Annotated in this window: 18 protein-coding genes; 11 read left to right on the top strand and 7 right to left on the bottom strand. The window is 60.0% G+C overall.

The window, feature by feature from the left end; translation table 11 throughout:
• Positions 1-158 precede the first annotated feature (158 nt).
• From ACD590_RS32645 to ACD590_RS32635, 3 genes are all read left to right on the top strand, one after another.
• Positions 159-893 carry an SDR family oxidoreductase gene (locus tag ACD590_RS32645; RefSeq protein ID WP_018246192.1) on the top strand — a complete coding sequence of 245 codons (735 nt, stop codon included), beginning with the start codon at positions 159-161 and terminating at the stop codon, positions 891-893.
• Positions 894-989: 96 nt separating this feature from the next.
• Positions 990-2,267 carry an L-fuconate dehydratase gene (locus tag ACD590_RS32640; RefSeq protein WP_247264954.1) on the top strand — a complete coding sequence of 426 codons (1,278 nt, stop codon included), beginning with the start codon at positions 990-992 and terminating at the stop codon, positions 2,265-2,267.
• Between the two features lie 222 nt (positions 2,268-2,489).
• On the top strand, positions 2,490-3,083 hold the full coding sequence (locus ACD590_RS32635; protein WP_439004222.1) for a hypothetical protein: 594 nt from the start codon (positions 2,490-2,492) through the stop codon (positions 3,081-3,083).
• A 249-nt stretch (positions 3,084-3,332) separates the two neighbouring features.
• On the opposite strand, the gene ACD590_RS32630 is transcribed toward ACD590_RS32635, so the two are convergent.
• Complete coding sequence (locus tag ACD590_RS32630) at positions 3,333-3,812, bottom strand: GNAT family N-acetyltransferase (RefSeq protein ID WP_439004221.1); 480 nt, start codon at positions 3,810-3,812, stop codon at positions 3,333-3,335.
• A gap of 327 nt (positions 3,813-4,139) precedes the next feature.
• On the opposite strand from ACD590_RS32630, the gene ACD590_RS32625 reads away from it, so the two are divergent.
• The 3 genes from ACD590_RS32625 (at position 4,140) to ACD590_RS32615 (ending at position 6,721) form a co-directional block, all read left to right on the top strand.
• Positions 4,140-4,451: a DUF982 domain-containing protein gene (locus ACD590_RS32625; protein ID WP_131605611.1), complete on the top strand. Its 312-nt coding sequence runs from the start codon at positions 4,140-4,142 to the stop codon at positions 4,449-4,451.
• A 122-nt stretch (positions 4,452-4,573) separates the two neighbouring features.
• Positions 4,574-5,308 (top strand): phosphotransferase enzyme family protein, encoded by a 735-nt coding sequence (locus ACD590_RS32620; protein ID WP_439004220.1) that lies wholly within the window; start codon positions 4,574-4,576, stop codon positions 5,306-5,308.
• A 444-nt stretch (positions 5,309-5,752) separates the two neighbouring features.
• Positions 5,753-6,721: an EamA/RhaT family transporter gene (locus ACD590_RS32615; RefSeq protein WP_439004219.1), complete on the top strand. Its 969-nt coding sequence runs from the start codon at positions 5,753-5,755 to the stop codon at positions 6,719-6,721.
• A 270-nt stretch (positions 6,722-6,991) separates the two neighbouring features.
• Here the strand turns inward: ACD590_RS32615 and ACD590_RS32610 are convergent, their stop codons facing one another.
• On the bottom strand, positions 6,992-7,177 hold the full coding sequence (locus ACD590_RS32610; RefSeq protein ID WP_003553363.1) for a 4-oxalocrotonate tautomerase: 186 nt from the start codon (positions 7,175-7,177) through the stop codon (positions 6,992-6,994).
• A 125-nt stretch (positions 7,178-7,302) separates the two neighbouring features.
• On the opposite strand from ACD590_RS32610, the gene ACD590_RS32605 reads away from it, so the two are divergent.
• From ACD590_RS32605 to ACD590_RS32595, 3 genes are all read left to right on the top strand, one after another.
• Entirely contained in the window at positions 7,303-8,187 is an 885-nt protein-coding gene (locus ACD590_RS32605; protein WP_439004218.1) for a LysR substrate-binding domain-containing protein, read from the top strand.
• Positions 8,188-8,426: 239 nt separating this feature from the next.
• The gene (locus tag ACD590_RS32600; RefSeq protein WP_439004217.1) at positions 8,427-9,269 is read left to right on the top strand and encodes a dienelactone hydrolase family protein; all 843 of its coding nucleotides are present in this window, start codon (positions 8,427-8,429) and stop codon (positions 9,267-9,269) included.
• Between the two features lie 72 nt (positions 9,270-9,341).
• Positions 9,342-9,719, top strand: coding sequence for a VOC family protein (locus tag ACD590_RS32595; protein ID WP_439004216.1), 378 nt, complete (start codon positions 9,342-9,344; stop codon positions 9,717-9,719).
• Between the two features lie 118 nt (positions 9,720-9,837).
• Here ACD590_RS32595 and ACD590_RS32590 read toward each other — a convergent pair whose 3' ends face one another.
• The 4 genes from ACD590_RS32590 to ACD590_RS32575 form a co-directional block, all read right to left on the bottom strand.
• Entirely contained in the window at positions 9,838-10,869 is a 1,032-nt protein-coding gene (locus tag ACD590_RS32590; protein WP_439004215.1) for a class I SAM-dependent methyltransferase, read from the bottom strand.
• 156 nt (positions 10,870-11,025) lie between these two features.
• Positions 11,026-12,084, bottom strand: a complete 1,059-nt coding sequence (locus tag ACD590_RS32585; RefSeq protein ID WP_439004214.1) for an alpha/beta fold hydrolase — start codon at positions 12,082-12,084, stop codon at positions 11,026-11,028.
• 76 nt (positions 12,085-12,160) lie between these two features.
• On the bottom strand, positions 12,161-12,370 hold the full coding sequence (locus tag ACD590_RS32580; RefSeq protein ID WP_439004213.1) for a hypothetical protein: 210 nt from the start codon (positions 12,368-12,370) through the stop codon (positions 12,161-12,163).
• Positions 12,371-12,406: 36 nt separating this feature from the next.
• Positions 12,407-13,177 carry an SDR family NAD(P)-dependent oxidoreductase gene (locus tag ACD590_RS32575; RefSeq protein ID WP_439004244.1) on the bottom strand — a complete coding sequence of 257 codons (771 nt, stop codon included), beginning with the start codon at positions 13,175-13,177 and terminating at the stop codon, positions 12,407-12,409.
• Positions 13,178-13,402: 225 nt separating this feature from the next.
• On the opposite strand from ACD590_RS32575, the gene ACD590_RS32570 reads away from it, so the two are divergent.
• Positions 13,403-15,331: an adenylate/guanylate cyclase domain-containing protein gene (locus ACD590_RS32570; protein WP_130748287.1), complete on the top strand. Its 1,929-nt coding sequence runs from the start codon at positions 13,403-13,405 to the stop codon at positions 15,329-15,331.
• A 132-nt stretch (positions 15,332-15,463) separates the two neighbouring features.
• On the opposite strand, the gene ACD590_RS32565 is transcribed toward ACD590_RS32570, so the two are convergent.
• Positions 15,464-16,048, bottom strand: a complete 585-nt coding sequence (locus ACD590_RS32565) for a hypothetical protein (RefSeq protein WP_018246166.1) — start codon at positions 16,046-16,048, stop codon at positions 15,464-15,466.
• 512 nt (positions 16,049-16,560) lie between these two features.
• Here ACD590_RS32565 and ACD590_RS32560 point away from each other — a divergent pair.
• Positions 16,561-17,646 carry a polysaccharide pyruvyl transferase family protein gene (locus ACD590_RS32560; RefSeq protein WP_047618109.1) on the top strand — a complete coding sequence of 362 codons (1,086 nt, stop codon included), beginning with the start codon at positions 16,561-16,563 and terminating at the stop codon, positions 17,644-17,646.
• Positions 17,647-17,659: the final 13 nt, after the last annotated feature.

Raw genomic sequence — 17,659 nt, 5'->3', positions numbered from 1 at the left:
GCCGATCTGCCTGTGCAACAGCGCCAACTCCTCCATTTAACGCAGAGAGCCGCGCATCTCTGGAAGCAGACCGGCGCGCTCCATCACGACCGAGCTTCGCCAAGACATCAACCGCACTCCATCGTCCAGCGTAGACAATTCCAGAAAAGGCCCGTGACATGACAAACAGACTTTCCGGCAAGACCGTTCTCATCACCGCCGCCGGTCAGGGCATCGGCCGGGCGACGGCGGCAGCCTTTGCCGCGATCGGCGCCAGGGTTCACGCGACGGATATCAACACCGAGGCGTTGGCGACGCTTGCCGCCGAAACCGGCGTTTTCACCCATCAGTTGAACGTGCTCGAAGAGGATGCGGTCAAGGCCCTTGTCGCCGAGATCGGGGCTGTTGACGTGCTGTTCAACTGCGCCGGCTTCGTCCATGCCGGCTCGATCCTCGAGATGAAGGATTCCGATCTCGAATTCGCCTTCGACCTCAACGTCAAGGCGATGATCCGCACCATCCGCGCCGTGCTGCCCGGCATGATCGAGCGCAAGGACGGAGCGATCATCAACATGGCCTCCGTCGCCTCCAGCATCAAGGGCGTGCCGAACCGCTTCGCCTACGGCGTCACCAAGGCGGCCGTGATCGGGCTCACCAAAGCCGTTGCCGCCGATTATGTCGGTCAGGGCATCCGCTGCAACGCCATCTGCCCCGGCACGGTGGAAAGCCCGTCGCTGCAGGACCGCATGCGCGCGCAGGGCGATTACGACGCCGCGCGCGCCGCTTTCATCGCCCGCCAGCCGATGGGCCGGCTCGGCTCGCCGGAAGAGATCGCCGATCTCGCCGTCTATCTCGCCGGCGCGACCTACACGTCGGGCCAGGCGATCGCCATCGACGGCGGCTGGACGATCTGATTTCAGCTGATGCGGCCGGCCCGGCAGTCTTGCCGGCCGGCCCGGCCACTGCAATCGGCTCTATATAATCGGCGCATATAAACGGGAGGAACAACCATGACCCGCATCACCGACCTTCGTGTCTTCGATCTCCGCTTCCCCACGTCGCAAAGCCTTGATGGATCCGATGCGATGAATCCCGATCCGGATTATTCGGCGGCCTACGTCATTCTCGATACGGATGCGCCTGATCTTGCCGGCCATGGCCTGACCTTCACCATCGGCCGCGGTAACGACATTTGCTGCATGGCGATCGAAGCGATGCGCCACCTCGTCGTCGGCGCCGACCTCGCCGAGGTTCTCGCCCATCCCGGCACCTTCTGGCGGCACCTGACCAGCGACAGCCAGTTGCGCTGGATCGGCCCGGAAAAGGGCGCCATTCATCTGGCGACCGGTGCGGTCGTCAATGCCGTCTGGGATCTGCTGGCCAAACAGGCCGGCAAGCCTGTCTGGCGACTCGTCGCCGAGATGTCGGCGGAAGAGATCGCCGATATCGTCGATTACCGCTACCTCACCGATGTGCTGACGCGCGCCGAGGCGGTCGAGATCCTGAAGCGCGCCGAGGCGGGCAAGGCGGAACGCATCGCCATCCTCGAAAAGGAGGGCTACGCCTGCTACACGACCTCGGCCGGCTGGCTCGGCTACGGCGACGAAAAGCTGCGCCGCCTCTGCCAGGAGGCGATCGATGCCGGTTTCAACCATATCAAGATGAAGGTCGGCCGCGACCTGGAGGATGATATCCGCCGCCTCAGGATTGCCCGCGAGGTGATCGGTCCCGATCGTTACCTGATGATCGATGCCAACCAGGTCTGGGATGTCGGCCAGGCGATCGACTGGGTTAAGGCGCTCTCCTTCGCCAAGCCCTTCTTCATCGAGGAACCGACAAGCCCGGATGATGTCGCCGGCCACCGCAAGATCCGCCAGGCGATCGCACCGGTGAAGGTTGCGACCGGCGAGATGTGCCAGAACCGCATCATGTTCAAGCAGTTCATTGCCGAGGGCGCGATCGACGTCGTGCAGATCGATTCCTGCCGCATGGGTGGGCTGAACGAGGTTCTGGCCGTGCTGCTGATCGCTGCCAAGTTCGACCTGCCGGTCTGGCCACATGCCGGCGGCGTCGGCCTCTGCGAATATGTGCAACATCTGTCGATGATCGATTACGTCGCGGTGTCGGGCACCAAGGACGGCCGCGTCATTGAATATGTCGATCATCTGCACGAACACTTCCTCGACCCCTGCCTGATCGAGAACGCCGCCTACATGCCGCCCACCCTGCCGGGCTTCTCGATCGAGATGAAATCGGCCTCGATCAGCAACTATACGTTTCGAGGCTAAGGAAACTTCGCCGGCCGCATGTTGAATTCTTGATTTCGACAGTCTTTCTTGTCGACGATGGGCTTCCAATCTGACGGGACTGCTCCAATTGACTTGGAGGCGGCGAAGCTTGATTTTTAAAGCGCCGAGGAATATTTTCGTAGTGTGAATGCGGAGGGGCCCAGCACCAGCAGGCCAGCAAATTTTATTGAACTTAAACAATAGAATGTTTGCGATCGAGCCATGCCCAAGTTTCACCACGTCAAGAGACTGTGCGCTTATCTGCTGATCGTCGCGGCAATGCTGCTGCCGATCGGCACGGCATTTGCCGCCGTTACAGAAGAGAGTGGGCGCCGCGTCGCTCTCGTCATCGGCAACTCGGTCTACAAGACGCTGCCCTCGCTTCCCAATCCTGCCAATGGCGCCGTGAAGATCGACAAGTCCTTCTGCATGCAGACGAAGGCCGTCACCCGCGCCGAGATGGCTGAATATTACACCGCCAACTCCGATCCCGCCGCAGCCCAGGCCTATGCCGACAATCCGCAGCAGCCGGCCGACGACGTGCCTCTTGCCGTGGCGCAGAACTATACGGCCTGGCTGTCGAAACAGCTGAACGCCCCGGTCCACCTGCCGTCGGCGACGGAATGGATGGCAAGTGCAACAAAGATCACCACGGAAAAGCTGCCCGACAACGGCGATATCATCCTGCAATGGAGCGCCACCCCCTGCGAAGCCGGCGGCAATGTCGCCTTCATGACGCAGGAGGGCTCGACCTTCGTCGTCTGCTCCGACGCTTCGGCCGGCGGGATATTCCGGGTTACTGCTGAATTGCGGTAAGGGATCAGAAGGGTGGAGATCGGAAAGCGGGAGCTGTGTGCCGATTACTAGCCAATCTCAATGCGGTGAAGGCCAAGTACGACCAGAGCCGGGGCCGTCTCGAACAGGCCGAATATCGCCGGACGGCATTCCTGAGCGGTCCAATGCCTGATTGCGGATATATTGGAAGAGGCGGGACGCACTGCTGACGCGGCCGGAGCTGGAAAAGGCTCCGAAAATCGAGGCCGTCGCCAGGAAAAAGAGAGGGTTCTAGCCGCGGGCAAACGCCGCCAGCTTCTCTCCCGCCATCCGATAGCGGATCCATTCCTTCTGCGGCTCCGCGCCGATCGCCTCATAGACGCGGATCGAAGGTTCGTTCCAGTCGAGCACACTCCATTCAAAGCGGCCGCAGCTCTTCTCCAGCGCGATCTGTGCTAGGCGCCGCAGCAGCGCCTTGCCGGCCCCCGAGCCGCGCGCCTCCGGTGTTACGTAGAGATCTTCCAGATAAAGGCCGTTCTTCGCCTGCCAAGTCGAATAGCTGAAGAAATAGACCGCCATGCCGATCGCTTGGCCTTCGCGTTCGCAGATCAGCGCATGCGTGACCGAACCGTCGCCGAAGATCGCCGCACGCGTGCTCTCCTCGGTCGCCTCGACCTCGTGGATTGCCTTTTCGTAGTCGGCCAATTCGCGGACGAATCGCAGGATCGTTGCCGCGTCTAAAGGCGTCGCGGGGCGTACGGTAAGGGTCATGTGAGAGGCTCCTGATCTTGCGCTCCAGATGAAAGAACCGTCCCGGCCTGTCAACTGCATGAAGTGATGTGGAGACCGAAAAGGGAAGCGTGCGCCGCTGACACCGGGGCGGGCAATCGGTTGCGAACCCGGAATGCATTCATCAGTGCAACCCTTGTCGACGGAGCGCAGGGCGCTCCCACATAAGGTTCCAGAGTGCCCTTTCTTCTTCATTCGACAGCTCGCGCTCAAGCCGCATACCTCTACACTTTTCAATTCCAAATTTCAGAATACGCGCGTATATTGAGCTGGGGACTGCAGTATCCGTGCCTTGAGGGGTCGAGGACAATGTGCTGGAACACATCATCAGCATTCACGCCGGTTGGATTTGCTTTGCGAGGCCCGGCATCTCGCAAGATCGTATGGACGCTGGGTGACGCGGCGCGTCTCCTGATCAACGACTGGCCTTGCGATGACGGCGAGGAATATGTGGCTGCCGTCAAAGCCTGCGTCGACGCATTGAGCGGGAAGATTGCCCCGGAACAATTCCGGGAAGCGCTTCTGCGTGCGGCCGATGAGGCGGGTATCGCTACTCTGTCGCTCGTCCCGCAGGGAGTTCGAGAGCGACGATCGGACCTTCCCCCCATGATGCGAACATAGGCCTTATATCCAGGGTCTAACCGCTTTTCGAGGTCACGTTTGCGCCAGCAGCGGACATCGTGGCGTCGCAAACTTTTTCTATTTCTCCGTCGATTTGATCACGACCGCCAGGGATATTGTCAATGGGATGGGAAGCACTGGAGCAATGGGGTGAAGGTGCGGTCCGCATCGAACCACTTGCCGGTGGAGTCGCCAACGACGTGTGGAGCGTTCGCATCAACGGGCAGATCGCGGTCGGTCGTTTCGGCTCCAGGACCGACGCTGATCTCGCCTGGGAAACCGAGCTGCTCCAACATCTCGACCGTGAAGGGATGAACGTTCCAGTGCCGATCCCCACGACTGACGGCCGGCTGTTCGCGAACGGTCTGGTGGTCATGAAGTACATGGAGGGCGGACCGCCCGAGACGGAGTCCGACTGGCGTCGCGTGGCCGAAACGCTCCGCGAACTGCATCGGTTGACGCAGGACTGGCCGCAGCGCCCAGGCTGGCGATCGTCGAGCGACCTCCTGCATGCCGATACCGGAACGAGGATCAACCTTGCCGCGATGCCGCCGGAGGGCGTTGTTCGATGTCGTGCAGCATGGGCGCGGCTAGTCGGACGCCAGACATGCGTTGTCCACGGCAACCCCAGCAACCCCGGCAACGTCCGCATGACCGCGGATCGGGTCGCGTTGATCGATTGGGACGAGGCACATGTCGACGTCCCCGACCTTGACCTGGTGCTGCCCGGCAACGCTGCCGACCTCGACGACGGCGCGCATGACATCGCCGCGCAAGCATCAGCCGCATGGGAAGCCGCCGTCTGCTGGCGGGACGAGTATGCAGTCAAGCGGCTTGCCGAAGTTCGCCCGGTCTGAACGGTTCCGGCGGATCGACGACCTTGCGGCTGTCGCTCGGCAGCGGCGCGTTCAGCTGCCGGCGTCAACTACCGCAAGCAGAACCCGCATTGTATCAAGCCGATCCATGACACCACGCCGATTGAAAGCCTCGATGTCGAGGATAGGGGAAATCGACTCCGCTGAACAGGCGGCACGGCCGTCTGCTTGAATCCAATCCCGATGATGCAGCGATGACCGCTTCGAAGCGTTGCATACGCATCGCGGCCCCCGCGATACAGCACCGTTTCACGATCCGGGTGATGCGTATCGAGAGGCTGGTTCTCATTTTCGCCGGCTACCGGCCAGAGCGCGTGGCCGGTAAATTTTCCCCATTTGATCAAGCATTTCGCTTGATTGCCAAACGGCACACTCGGTGTCGCGGAGACCAGGGCTCGGTGACGCAACTTCAAAAGGGTGAACATTATGGACAGACTTTTCTATGTTGGCGTGTCGGCCGCGCTCTTTGCGGCCTTTGCCTTTTCGCTCAACTTCGTCGTGCCCTTCATCATCGGTGACTATTCCACCTTTGACTTTGCCCTCATCCGTCACGTCGTCTCGGCACTCGTCGGGCTTTACATTCTGTTTTCCGAGAATGGTGTCATGCGCCACCTCACGCTTCGAAACTGCCTGCAAGCCATCTGGCTCGCCTTCGTCGGCTATGTCGGCTACTTCCTGACAGTGACGGGAGCGGCCCTCTTTGCCGGCCCAGTCATCGCTCCGGCCTTTCTCGGGCTGGTACCAATCGTATTGATGGTCATTGGCAATCAGCGTCAGGCATCATTGCCATGGCAATCCCTCATGGTGCCTCTGGCACTGGTGCTGGTCGGCCTTGGTCTCGTCAATGGCACGGCATTCACGGCCGAAGGACTGGACACTGTGCAATCATTGTGGATTGGCGCGCCGCTGGCGCTTGCTGCCGTGGGCCTTTGGGTCTGGTTCGCGCTTTCCAATCAGGCAGCACTCGCCGCACGGCCGGACATGCCCTCCGGCGTGTGGTCGGCGCTGATACTGGTTGGCGGCGGCGTCTTGATGCTGGCCTTCTATCCCATCGGTGCCGCGATGGGCCTCTTCCGGCTTCCTACATTGGGATTCGGCTGGAGCGCTGCCGGCAACCTCTATGTCTGGGGCACAACTCTCGCGCTGCTGGCCACGGTGGGCGGCGTCTGGGCCTGGAATATAGCCTCACGCAGCCTGCCGGTTGCCTTGGCCGCGCAATTGATCGTCTCAGAGACTGCCTTCGGCGTGATCGGCGGACTTGTCGTGCATGCGCGCTGGCCAACTCCGATCGCAGTCGCTGGGGTTGTTGTCCTGATCGCCGGCGTCGTTCTGTCGGTTCGGATTTTCTATGATCGCCAATTTGCATCTGGAAAGACGGTGCTTGCGAACGAGTGACCCGCTGAACACAGGGCCAAAATAAAATCCGCTTTTACGCAAACATGCCGCCCTCGCCAGTCCAATGCGTTTTCCGCTTTCAAGCCGCCGCTTGGCTGGGCTCTATGACTGACATGAGGGCGCAAAGCAGCCTTATCCTTCGCCGACGAAAAAGGCTTAGGTCAACCGGCCGCCCTTCACATTCAGCACGGGAGCCGGCTGCCGGCTCCCTGTCCAATACCATGGCGGCGGCGTCCCGCAGCTCGAGCGTTCGACGCTGCGGGTCGCCTCTCAGGCTTCAGATTTCAGCTTGCCACCGACCGCCCAGGAATCCTTGGCGATCTCCGTTATCAGGATTTCCAGCGATTCCGGCGGGCACGCCAGGGTTTCGACGGCGGCCTTGGTCGCTTCGCGCGCGAAGGCGCGCTTCTGATCGTCGGTGCGGCCGGGATGCATCTGCAGGTGAAGAATGGGCATGGTGTCTCCTTGGTCAGGTTGGTGATGTCCGTCGTCTTGGCGCGGGCATCACGACCATGTTGTAAATTCCTTGGTTGATAAATAAGCTCCCGGTATTGTCATTCGAAACCAAGAGGTAGGCAATCGTGGACAAGCTGGCCGGCATGGCGATGTTCGTCAGGGTCATCGACAAAGGCAGTTTCGCCGCCGCCGCGGAGATCGCGCAAGTGTCGCCTGCCATGGTTGCCAAGCACATCAAGACGATTGAGACCCGGCTCGGGGCGAAGCTGATCCATCGCACCACGCGACGCCATCAGCTGACAGAGGTTGGCCAGCTCTATTACGAGCGCTGCAAGCGCGCCCTTTCCGAAGTGGCGCTGGCCGAGGCTTCGGCGAGCGAGCTGCAATCGGCGCCTCGCGGCCGGCTTCGCGTGGTTGCGCCGGTCAGCTTCGGGACGCAAGTCCTGGTGCCGGCGCTGGTCGATTACCAGAACGCCTATCCCGACGTCAGCATCGAGCTATCGCTCGACAACAACGTCCATGATCTCGTCGGCGAGGGGTTCGAGCTCGGTATCCACATCGGCCCGCTCTCGGACAGCAGCCTCGTCGCCCGCCCGCTCACGCCCTACCGGCGGATTCTCGCTGCCTCGCCGGACTATCTTGCCCGCCATGGTCGGCCGGCCTCGCCGGAGGCTCTGGCGAACCATCTCTGCCTCGGCCACTCCTATTGGCGCATGCAGGATCGCTGGCACCTGGTCGGACCGGGCGGCGAAATGCGCGATGTATTGATTTCCGGAAAATTCTCCACCAACCAGGGAGCGGCGCTGCGCATGGCGGCGCTCAGCGGCGCGGGAATTACGCTTCAGCCGGAGCTGCTGCTCGCCGCCGATATCGCCGAAGGACGGCTTGAGCAGGTGCTGCCGGAATGGTCCTACAAGCCTGTACCGATGCACCTCGTCTATGCGCCGAACCGGCGGCCGACAGCGATGTTGCGGACGGTGATAGATTCCCTGGTAGACCGGTTTGGCTGACAACGCTCCGTCGAGGCCGATATCGCTGTTGCGGTTTAGCCTTGGCAGAAACAGCGCATCACGCACACCAGCCGCTAAAATAAATCCGGCATCGGCATAAAAAGCCGTCAGATACTCATGAGGGGCGGCTATTTGCCACGCCCCTTTTTAGCCTATGGACGTCGAAGTTTCCGCATCTAAATGATGATCGGTTGTGGATAGCGTTTGATCAACTGCCTGTCGCCCAGCGGAACAATTCAATGCAAATCACAAAGCTTGCTTTCGGACTTTTGCTCATCGCTATCGTGCAGCCTAACCCTGCGGCCCACGCTGACGAGTTGGTGCGATTCGACAGCGCAGTCACAAAGCCAAGTCCGTTCCTGGAACGCAAGGCCAGGGAACAAGGTATCAGCCTCCCGCAGGCCCAAGCGACGCACTTGCTGGGATATCTGAGCCGACCAGAGGGAGATGGTCCCTTTCCGGCCGTCGTTGTCATGCACGGTTGCGGAGGTATTCGGCCGAACACCAAGACTTACTGGCCGCAGCGGTTGACCTCATGGGGGTATGTCGTGCTGGTGGTCGACAGCTTCACGACCCGCAATATTGACAACACTTGTGAGCGCTATCTTCCCGATCGGGTGTTCGATGCCTACGGGGCGCTCGATCTCCTGTCTACATACACCTTCGTTGACGCCCGACGTGTAGGGCTGATGGGCTTCTCGGCTGGTGGAATCGCAACGCTGGAAGCCACGAAAACCGAAGGCAACGAGCAGTTCATGGATCGAAAGTTCAAGGCTGCAGTCGCCTACTATCCGGCTTGCGCTCCCCATGAGGGCGATGCGACGGTGCCAACTTTGATCCTAAATGGCGAACTGGACGATTGGAGCCCCGCCGAAAGGTGTCGGCAGAGGGTGTCTCACCTGAGTGGCAAAGGTCCGCCAATCGAACTCAACGTCTATCCGGGTGCATACCATGATTTCGATTCCCCTTATGTCACGGTGGCAAAGACGGCATTCGGTCATCGGGAAGAATATAATGCGACGGCGGCCGAGCAGTCCTTTAGCAGCGTTCGAGCATTCCTCAACAAGTACCTCTCTAACTGAAGCCCGCCAGCGCCAGGCTCGTCTGTCCCTTCTGGCAACAGCCTTCATTCTGAGCAAAAAAGGAGGCAACAGTTGCACCTGAGTTTGGAGCTATTTGTCGAAACGCCTGAAACATCGATTGATTTCTATCGGAGGGTTCTCGGCTTTGAGAGCCAGGGCTCGTCGAGCACCGAATACACGATGTTGAAAAACGGTGATGCGGTGATCGCGATCAACTCGCGTAGCGTCCTTTCGAGCGATCATCCGCTACGGATCGATACCGGCCACAGAGCTGGGCTCGGCGTCGAGATCGTCTTGAAGGTCGCTGACGTAGAGGATGCATATCGCGCGGCAAAAGAGAGTGACTGGCCGGTCTCCGATCTTGCTCTACAGCCTTGGGGGCTGCGTGACTTTCGCCTTATCGATCCCGACGGCTACTATGTCAGAGTGACCAGCCGTCATACGAGCTGATGCAAGTCCGGGCGCGAGCCCGAGGCGGACGAAGACAGATCCCGCTTTGCCCCAAGAGCGGTCATCAGATGAGGAGCGCGCCCCACCTGGCCGGACACGGAGGTGCCACTCCTTCTCATCAGGTTGCTTCGAGCACCATGTTGAGTGGGGTCTGGGCTGCTCGCCGGACATGTGTGAACCCGCCTGACCGGATCACCTCCGCCAATCGCTTCTCTGCTAATCCCGTCTCCTGCGCCAGGGAGGTGGGAACGCAGATCATCGTCGAGGCGGAGTAGTAGAGCCGCCCGACCGGGTTGATGTTGTCCTCGAGCGTATCTCCGGCGATGGGCTCGACCACCATCCAGGTGCCACCCTCCTTCAGCGCCTTTCTGATATGCGCCGCCGCAGTCTTCGGGTCGCCCATGTCGTGCAGGCAGTCGAAGCAGGTGATCAGATCGAAGTCGCTTCCGTCGAAGTCCTGCGCCCGGCCCACCTTGAAGTGCACGTTCGCCAGGCCATCTGCCCGGGCATGGGCAGTCGCGGCCGCAATCGAATCCGCATGGAAGTCGTAGCCGATGAACCGGGAATTGGGGAAAGCCTGCGCCATGAGGATCGTCGACAGCCCATGTCCACATCCGACGTCCGCCACAGTCGCGCCCGCCTTTAACCTGTCGACGACGCCATCGAGCGCCGGCAGCCAGTCCTGCACGAGGGCATTCACATAGCCGGGCCGGAACAGCCTCGCCACGGCGCAGAACATGCAGCCGGCCTGATCCCCCCAAGCCACGCCTCGGCCGGTCTTGAAGGCAGACTGCACCTTCGGCTGGTTTTCGACCATCGCGGCAGCCGTATCGAACGCGCCAATCAGGTTGACGGGGCTGTCGGGTTTAGCAAACACGTAGGCCTGCTCGGGCGTCAGCGAGAACCGGCCATTCTCGTAGTGCACGTAGCCCGAAGCCGCCTGTGCTGCTAGCCATTCGCGCACATAGCGCGGCGCGCATTCCGCGGCATCGGCAAGCTCGTCGGCCGTTGCGGGGCCGATGTCCCTGAGGGTCTTGTAGAGGTCGAGCGCGTCTCCGATCCGCACCAGCGGCACGCTGACCGCACCGCCAAGGTCACCAAGGATGCGGCCCACGAGCTCATTGAGCGTTGTTTCGTTGAGTTGGGTCATGTCGGATTCCTCCTGATTGACGGGCGGCCTCTTGCCGATCGCGGTTCAAGGATGAGACGCCTCGCGCCTGACGGCATGAGACGATTGTCCCGCGCAGCTGCGGATTCAGGCCCGGCAAAGGGGCGTTTGTCCCAAAGATGTCGGCGATGCAGCTCGCTACCTGGAAAGCGCCATGACGATCGCCTGCGAACGGTTATGCACGCCGAGCTTGCTGAAAATCACCGACAATTGGTTGCGCACGGTCTTCACGCTCTTGCCAAGGCGGGCTGCGATCGCGCGATTGTCGAGCCCCTCCGCGACGAGGTCGAAAAGCGCCGCCTCGGCGGGTGTCAGACCGGCGTCGCGAACGGCGCGTGGTCGCACCGGTCGATCCTGCCCGAGGAAGGTTGCGAGTTCGGCATGGAAGACGGCCCAGGCCGGTTCGTCGGGCAAGAGCACATGGTTCTTGCTCTCGAGCGGTATGAAGCGTGCTCCGGGAATCGCCGCCGCAAGCTTGCAGCCTTGGTCGAACGGCACGCGCATATCGCCGCGGCTATGCGCAACCAAAGTCGGGACGCGAAGTGTCGTCGCCAGATCCAGCATATCGAGCCCCTGCATCTGCCAGAGCAGCTGCGCGGCAACGTCGGGTGTTGCCGTCACACGCTCCAGATCGCCCCACCAGCGATGCTGTTCGGGTGTCCCGTCCGGAATGAAAAGGTTGGTAAAGAACCGACAGAATGCCGGATTGTCGCGGCCCCAGCCGATGCGGATGAGGTTGACGAGCGTCTCGGCTTCCAAGCGCTCGGCCTCGGTCTGCGCGCGGGCCCGCGCACCCTGACTATAGGCATTCAGGAGCACCAGGTGTGACACCCGCTCGGGATGCCTCAGGGCGAATGCGATACTGAGGGCGCCGCCTTGCGAAAGACCGAGGAGGACGAAACGCGGCTCCTCGATGGAGGCTGCCACGGCATCCAGGTCCGCATGCCACGCCTCAACCGAAAGATCGGCGACATGCCGATCCGATAGACCACAGCCGCGCGGATCGTAGCGCACAAACCGGTTGCCGGCCGAGAGCGCCTGCAGCCATGGCCGCCAGACAGGGCTCTCGACATCATAGTCGACATGACTAAGCCAGTGAGCCGCCCGCAGGATCACTTGTCCCGTCCCGCACGATGCGACGGCGATCCGGGTGCCGTCGGCGGAGGCGCAGAACCGTATGGTCTGGCTGAGTTTCATCCGTCAAGATTAGCGCATCGAGAGGTTGCGCAACAGGTCCGTCCCGACGAACTTCGCGCCGTGGACGGACGCGTGGTCAGTGACGGTGTCTGATACCGCCAATCCGGCGCGCAATTTTTGTATGTGATTTATTGACGCTCGTCCGCTTCGGGCCGAAAGCGGCGGATGATCTTGCGCTGCTGCGCAGCCAGCCTAGAGCAATTCCAGCAAAAGTGCGTAGCGGTTTTGCCAGGCAAAGCGTAAACGCTTTTGCCGGGAATTGCGTGAAAACAATGAGATAGAGCATTTCCGTGCTTCGGAGAAAAACGGAAATGCTCTAGGCTCAGGCGACGGACCATCCACCGTCCACCAGCAGGTTCGCGCCGGTGATGAGGCTCGCAGCCGGCGATGCGAGGAAGACCACGGCACCCACCACATCATCGGTTTCACCGATCCGGCCGAGCGGAATGTGACCGAGCGTCGCTTCGCGATTGTCGGTATCGGATAGAAATGGTGCTGTGCCATCGGTGTGAATGAACGTCGGCGATACGGTATTTACGGTGACATTATAACGTGCCCATTCGGCTGCAAGGCAGCGCGTGAGGTGATTAATTGCCGCCTTGCTCATGCAATAGATTGCCTCGCCGCGCAGTGCCACGGTGCCGGCCTGTGAGCTGATGTTGATGATCCGGCCGCCATTGCGCTTGATCATGTGACGCCCTACGGCCTGCGTCATCAGAAAGGTGCCCTTGATGTTGACATCGAGTATCTCGTCAAGGTCCTTCTCCTCAACGAGTTCCGCGAGATTGCCGGGAGCCACGCCGACGTTGTTGACGAGGACGTCGATCCGACCGGACGCGGTAAGCGCCGCGTCGACGGCGTTTGCGATATGGGCCTTGTTGGGAATATCCAGTTCAACAGGGAGAACTTTTCGTCCCGTGCCCTCGAGTTCGGCAACCAGGCCCGCCGACGCCGCGACATCGCGGACCCCCAAAACAATATCGGAGCCTGCTCTGGCACAGGCAAGCGCGCAAGCTCGACCGATGCCACGGCTCGCTCCCGTCACCAAAGTCACCTTGCCCTCAAGGCTGAAGTCCGGCGCATTCTTCTGCATCATGATGCCTCCCCTCGATGAAGCTCATTTATGGCAGTGTCGGCGTGCGGATGCCAGATATTCTCAGCGTGCTGAGGCGCGTCCCTTTGGGACGCGTGAGGTCTGCTTCGGCTCTGGGCCGGATAGCACCACAAGCAGACCTGCCGTTTTGGCGGTGTGCTAGTTGCGGCGCTTCGATGGGTGTAGACTGCCGATACGATTGCATGTTCATGCAAGGCAACAATGATGGGCACCCTCGCGCTCGACCGAAAGCTGCTCGCGATCCTCGCGGCGGATATGGTCGGCTACTCGAAGGCGATGGAGGCCGATGAGGCCGGCACCATCAAGCGACTGAAGGCCATCCGCGCCGAACTGATCAATCCCGCCATCTCCCAGCGCCATGGCACAATTATCAAGCTGATGGGCGACGGCGCGCTCGTCTCCTTCGATAGCGTGGTTGATGCGGTTGCCTGCGCCGCGGAGTTTCAGAATGTCGTGGCGGCGCGCAACGCCGACCTACCGGAGCCTGAGCGCATCGTATTTCGCGTCGGGATCAATCTGGGCGATGTGGCCTTGGTGGATGGCGATGTCTATGGGGATGGGGTGAATGTCGCCGCGCGGCTGGAGCATTTGGCCGAGCCGGGCGGCGTCGTGGTGTCGGGCACCGCATACGATCATCTCCAGGGCAAACTCGACTGGCCGCTCGATTTCGCCGGCGAGCAGCAGGTCAAGAACATCAGCCGCCCGGTACGGATGTATCGGCTGCGGCTCGACGGCAAACGGGCGCGTCGGCCCCTTCTCAAAATGATGCCGCGCTGGGCCAAGGCGGCTGCCGCGGCGATCGTGGCACTGGCTCTGGCAGGCGGCGGGGTCTGGCGGTTCTCGCAGCCCGAACCTTTGAGCGGCAAGCCGTCGGTGGCGGTGCTGCCCTTCGACAATTATGGCGGCGACGAGGCTAGCGGGCGTCTGGCCGATGGCCTGACCGAGGACATCATCACCGACCTCGCGCGGTTTCCCGAATTTGAGGTGGTGGCGCGGAATTCGACGGACGTTTATAAAGGCAAGCCCGTGGATGCCCGCCAGGTCGCAAGCGCGCTCCATGTAGGCTTTGTTCTGGAAGGCTCGATCCAGCGGCAGAGTGATCGGGTACGGATCACAGCACAGTTGATCGATGCAAAAGCCGGCCACCATCTTTGGTCGGAGAATTGGGACCGGCCCGCCGAGGACGTGTTCGCCGTTCAGACCGAAATCGCAGAGCAGGTCGCCAACCGCCTCGGCGGCGGAGTGGGACTGATTCAAGAGGCCGGGCGGGCGGCAGCCAAACGCAAACGGCCTGAAAACCTGAATGCCTATGATTACTATCTGCTCGGGTCCGAAAAGATTGAAAAGCTCACCAAGGCTGATGACGAGGAGGCCATCACCTTGCTCAACCGCGCCGTCGAGCTCGACCCGGGGCTGGCCCGGGCCTGGGTCGAACTTTACCATGCTCATGATCTGATGGGCGTGTTTGGCGTCGATCCCGAGAGCAACCGCAAGGTGGCCGCCGATGTGGCCGAACGCGCGGTGCGGCTTGATCCGAGCGACGCTGAAGCCCATGCGGTGTTTGGTATGAGCCTTGCCAATAAGGGCGATATGGGCCGCGGCAAGTCCGAATTCGACACGGCCCTTCGCCTGGCTCCGGGTTCGTCCGAAATCCTGACCTTTTACAGCGGCTATGCAGCACGCTTCGGTGAACCAGAACGCGGTGCTCAAATGGTCGACAAGGTCATGCGGCTCGACCCGAACTATCCGATGTGGGCGTCCAACTTCTTCGCACCTGCCTATTTTATGGCCGGGCGGTATGAGGACGCGGTGACGATGCTGGAGCGCATGACGCCTGACAACTACCAAAGGTGGACTTGGGTGGTGCGCAGCAGTTCGCTTGCGGCACTGGGTCGAACCGATGAGGCGCATGCTTCAGCTATGGAAACTCTCAAGCAGCACCCCGAGGTGACTGTCGAGAGCATGATCAGTGAACCCGGCCTAAGCACAATCGAGCGCAATCGGTTCATAGAGACAATGCCACTCGCTGGCTTCCCGGCATGCGCCAAGCCCGAGGCGCTGGCGAACCTCGCCAAACCTGTGCGACTGCCGGAATGCGAGGCGGAGAAGGCCAAACCCCTCGGGCAGCCATAGAACAGCCCTGTGCAACGCGCGCGCCATATAAGAGGCCTTCTCTCGGCACGCTTTCTCAGCGACTTCCCCCGAACGAGCCTTCAACTGGACCAACCATTCATCTGGGATCAGTAGCCATGGAACGCGCAAAACCTACTCGTTGCGAAGATCGACTGCGTCAGAGGGAGCTTTGATCCGATCTCGCTTCGTCTCGAAGATTTCCGTCATCACGGGGAAGCCGGTTGGGGTGGCTCCAACGAACTGGCGGGTGGTTTTGATGATTTTTGAAGTTGCTGTAGAAATCACGACTTCTGATTTGGCGTTATAGCCATTTCTTGCCCAGTCCACCTGAAAAACCTTCACCGGCACAGCGCCATAGAGGCTGTCGGAAGCGTTCGAGCAATGCCGGAAAACTGCTCCGATACCATCTACAGTCTTGCGTAGCCCACGGTGTCGCAAATGCCATCTACCGAGCCCCTGTCGATCATAAGCGAAATCACCAATGAAGACTCGAATTTCGAGCAGGTCAAAAGCGCCCGTCGGCTGAACGCCGTAAAGCCGGTACGCGAAATTGCCTCCAAAGGTGCGCTCATAAGAACGGTTGACGAAATCACATGAAGGGTCTTCGTCTGGCAGACGGTCGAGCAAGCCGAAAGACCTACGATCTTCTTGTGCGGCGGACTGCGATACGACCGACAAAATCACTGGGAGAATTAAAGCAACGATGCCGACGCGCATAGTGACCTTCACTTATTTTTGGCATGGCGTTTCCGAGCCGCCAGGAGCGACATTACTCCATCCAGCTTGCTCATCATTCACCGCGTCAGGCGTTTAACAATGGAAGAGAGAAACCTTAAGTAGCTTGCACGGGACTGAATTCGGCAACCGGTTGCCGCGTCTTACTCCCGGTCACCACTTTGATCGTAGCCAAGATTGCAAGCGTCCATGGCGAACGAACTCCGCTGTCACAGGCGCAATTGGGGTCTCAAATTACTGAGCAATCCGCGACGTCGGAGTCTCAATCGGGAAGGTCGACTTTGGCCTCAAGCAGACTACAAGCGCTCCAAAAGTGGACCTGTCGCCAAGGCCTAAAAGGCGTCGACCACGCTCGAACCTCGTGATCGCTGGTGGCTAAGAAGTGAGACAATTTGCCCACTTAACTATTACTCAAAAGTAATACATCCTCCAATTGACTTTTCAGAATCGCGGCTGTAATTGCTGTTCGAGTTTTGAAAATACAAGTTGAGTATATGCATCACCTCGGCGAAGTTGTAATACGACGACAAAAAGAAAAGTTGATTGAAATCGTAAGGAAATTTGTAAGCCGGGGACAGCCTTACGTTATAATGAACTTTCCATCAAATAAAGATCCTGGCCATCATGCGAGTTGGCTTGGATTGTCGATGGTATTGCGCGAAGTAACAGGGCGCCTCCCGGTGCTGACTGGCAGTACCGCTCAAAGTATAGATGAGATAAAAACAACACCAGGCGACGCTCCAATATTCATTTGCGGTTGGACCGACTTTGGAGACGCGCGGACGGGCAGGGATGATGTTCGCTACCGTTTGATGTGGAAATATCCGGATCGAACGATCATTCAGATGCCGCAAACGATTCATTTCGCGAACGAGTCCCTCAAGGAATACGCGAAACGTACGATTGGGAGGCATCGCAATTTTTTTTGCATGACGCGCGATGGTCAGAGTTTCGAGTTAGCGAAAGCCAACTTCGATTGTGATGTCGAGGCTGGCCCGGACACGGCATTCGGCATGGGAACGCTGAAACCGTTCGAAGCCGATCCTCTCAGGGTATTATATGTCATGCAGCCTCTTGGAGAGGACGAGGTTGATATAGCGAAAGCGCGAGCGATCGTTGATGGACCTCTTACCAATTGGATCAACGGTCCAAATAGTTTGTCGCGCATGCGCAAGTCGAGCGTCGTCAAGTCGGCGTTGCGGCATGGCTTTAGCCGCACAGAGATGATCGCCCAACATCGTGAGGATGTCGCGGCTCGATATGTCGATTACGGCGTGAAGATCCTGTCCGGCGCGCAACGGATCATCACCAACCATCTACACGGTCATATTCTCTGTCTTTTGCTGAATAAGCCGCATATCGCGGTTGCGAGGGACGGAAGCAATCTACACGACGTCATCGGTAGCCAGACTGGCGATAGCCCTCTGGTGGAGAAAGCGACAAATGCCGGTGAGCTTTTAGCAGCAATGTCTCGCCTGCCGTATGAGATGGGAGGAACTTGGTACAAGTCGAGTAAGCCCATGAATCCAAGTCCCGCTATTCCCGCCCCCGATCTAATACCTCAACCCTCCATAGTCTGATTCCCGGTAGGAG

It is taken from the genome of Rhizobium sp. 862_C5_N1_2, from assembly GCF_051811205.1.
Lineage (GTDB): Bacteria > Pseudomonadota > Alphaproteobacteria > Rhizobiales > Rhizobiaceae > Rhizobium > Rhizobium leguminosarum.
This window is presented reverse-complemented; position numbering and strand designations above follow the sequence as displayed.

Excerpts from the sequence above, each read along its gene's own strand:
- ACD590_RS32640 (WP_247264954.1), top strand. The coding sequence starts at position 990 with ATGACCCGCATCACCGACCTTCGTGTCTTCGATCTCCGCTTCCCCACG.
- ACD590_RS32645 (WP_018246192.1), top strand. The coding sequence starts at position 159 with ATGACAAACAGACTTTCCGGCAAGACCGTTCTCATCACCGCCGCCGGT.
- ACD590_RS32570 (WP_130748287.1), top strand. The coding sequence starts at position 13,403 with ATGGGCACCCTCGCGCTCGACCGAAAGCTGCTCGCGATCCTCGCGGCG.
- ACD590_RS32615 (WP_439004219.1), top strand. The coding sequence starts at position 5,753 with ATGGACAGACTTTTCTATGTTGGCGTGTCGGCCGCGCTCTTTGCGGCC.
- ACD590_RS32575 (WP_439004244.1), bottom strand. The coding sequence starts at position 13,177 with ATGCAGAAGAATGCGCCGGACTTCAGCCTTGAGGGCAAGGTGACTTTG.
- ACD590_RS32635 (WP_439004222.1), top strand. The coding sequence starts at position 2,490 with ATGCCCAAGTTTCACCACGTCAAGAGACTGTGCGCTTATCTGCTGATC.
- ACD590_RS32580 (WP_439004213.1), bottom strand. The coding sequence starts at position 12,370 with ATGCTCTATCTCATTGTTTTCACGCAATTCCCGGCAAAAGCGTTTACG.
- ACD590_RS32625 (WP_131605611.1), top strand. The coding sequence starts at position 4,140 with ATGTGCTGGAACACATCATCAGCATTCACGCCGGTTGGATTTGCTTTG.
- ACD590_RS32585 (WP_439004214.1), bottom strand. The coding sequence starts at position 12,084 with ATGAAACTCAGCCAGACCATACGGTTCTGCGCCTCCGCCGACGGCACC.
- ACD590_RS32600 (WP_439004217.1), top strand. The coding sequence starts at position 8,427 with ATGCAAATCACAAAGCTTGCTTTCGGACTTTTGCTCATCGCTATCGTG.
- ACD590_RS32610 (WP_003553363.1), bottom strand. The coding sequence starts at position 7,177 with ATGCCCATTCTTCACCTGCAGATGCATCCCGGCCGCACCGACGATCAG.
- ACD590_RS32560 (WP_047618109.1), top strand. The coding sequence starts at position 16,561 with ATGCATCACCTCGGCGAAGTTGTAATACGACGACAAAAAGAAAAGTTG.
- ACD590_RS32590 (WP_439004215.1), bottom strand. The coding sequence starts at position 10,869 with ATGACCCAACTCAACGAAACAACGCTCAATGAGCTCGTGGGCCGCATC.
- ACD590_RS32620 (WP_439004220.1), top strand. The coding sequence starts at position 4,574 with ATGGGATGGGAAGCACTGGAGCAATGGGGTGAAGGTGCGGTCCGCATC.
- ACD590_RS32565 (WP_018246166.1), bottom strand. The coding sequence starts at position 16,048 with ATGCGCGTCGGCATCGTTGCTTTAATTCTCCCAGTGATTTTGTCGGTC.
- ACD590_RS32630 (WP_439004221.1), bottom strand. The coding sequence starts at position 3,812 with ATGACCCTTACCGTACGCCCCGCGACGCCTTTAGACGCGGCAACGATC.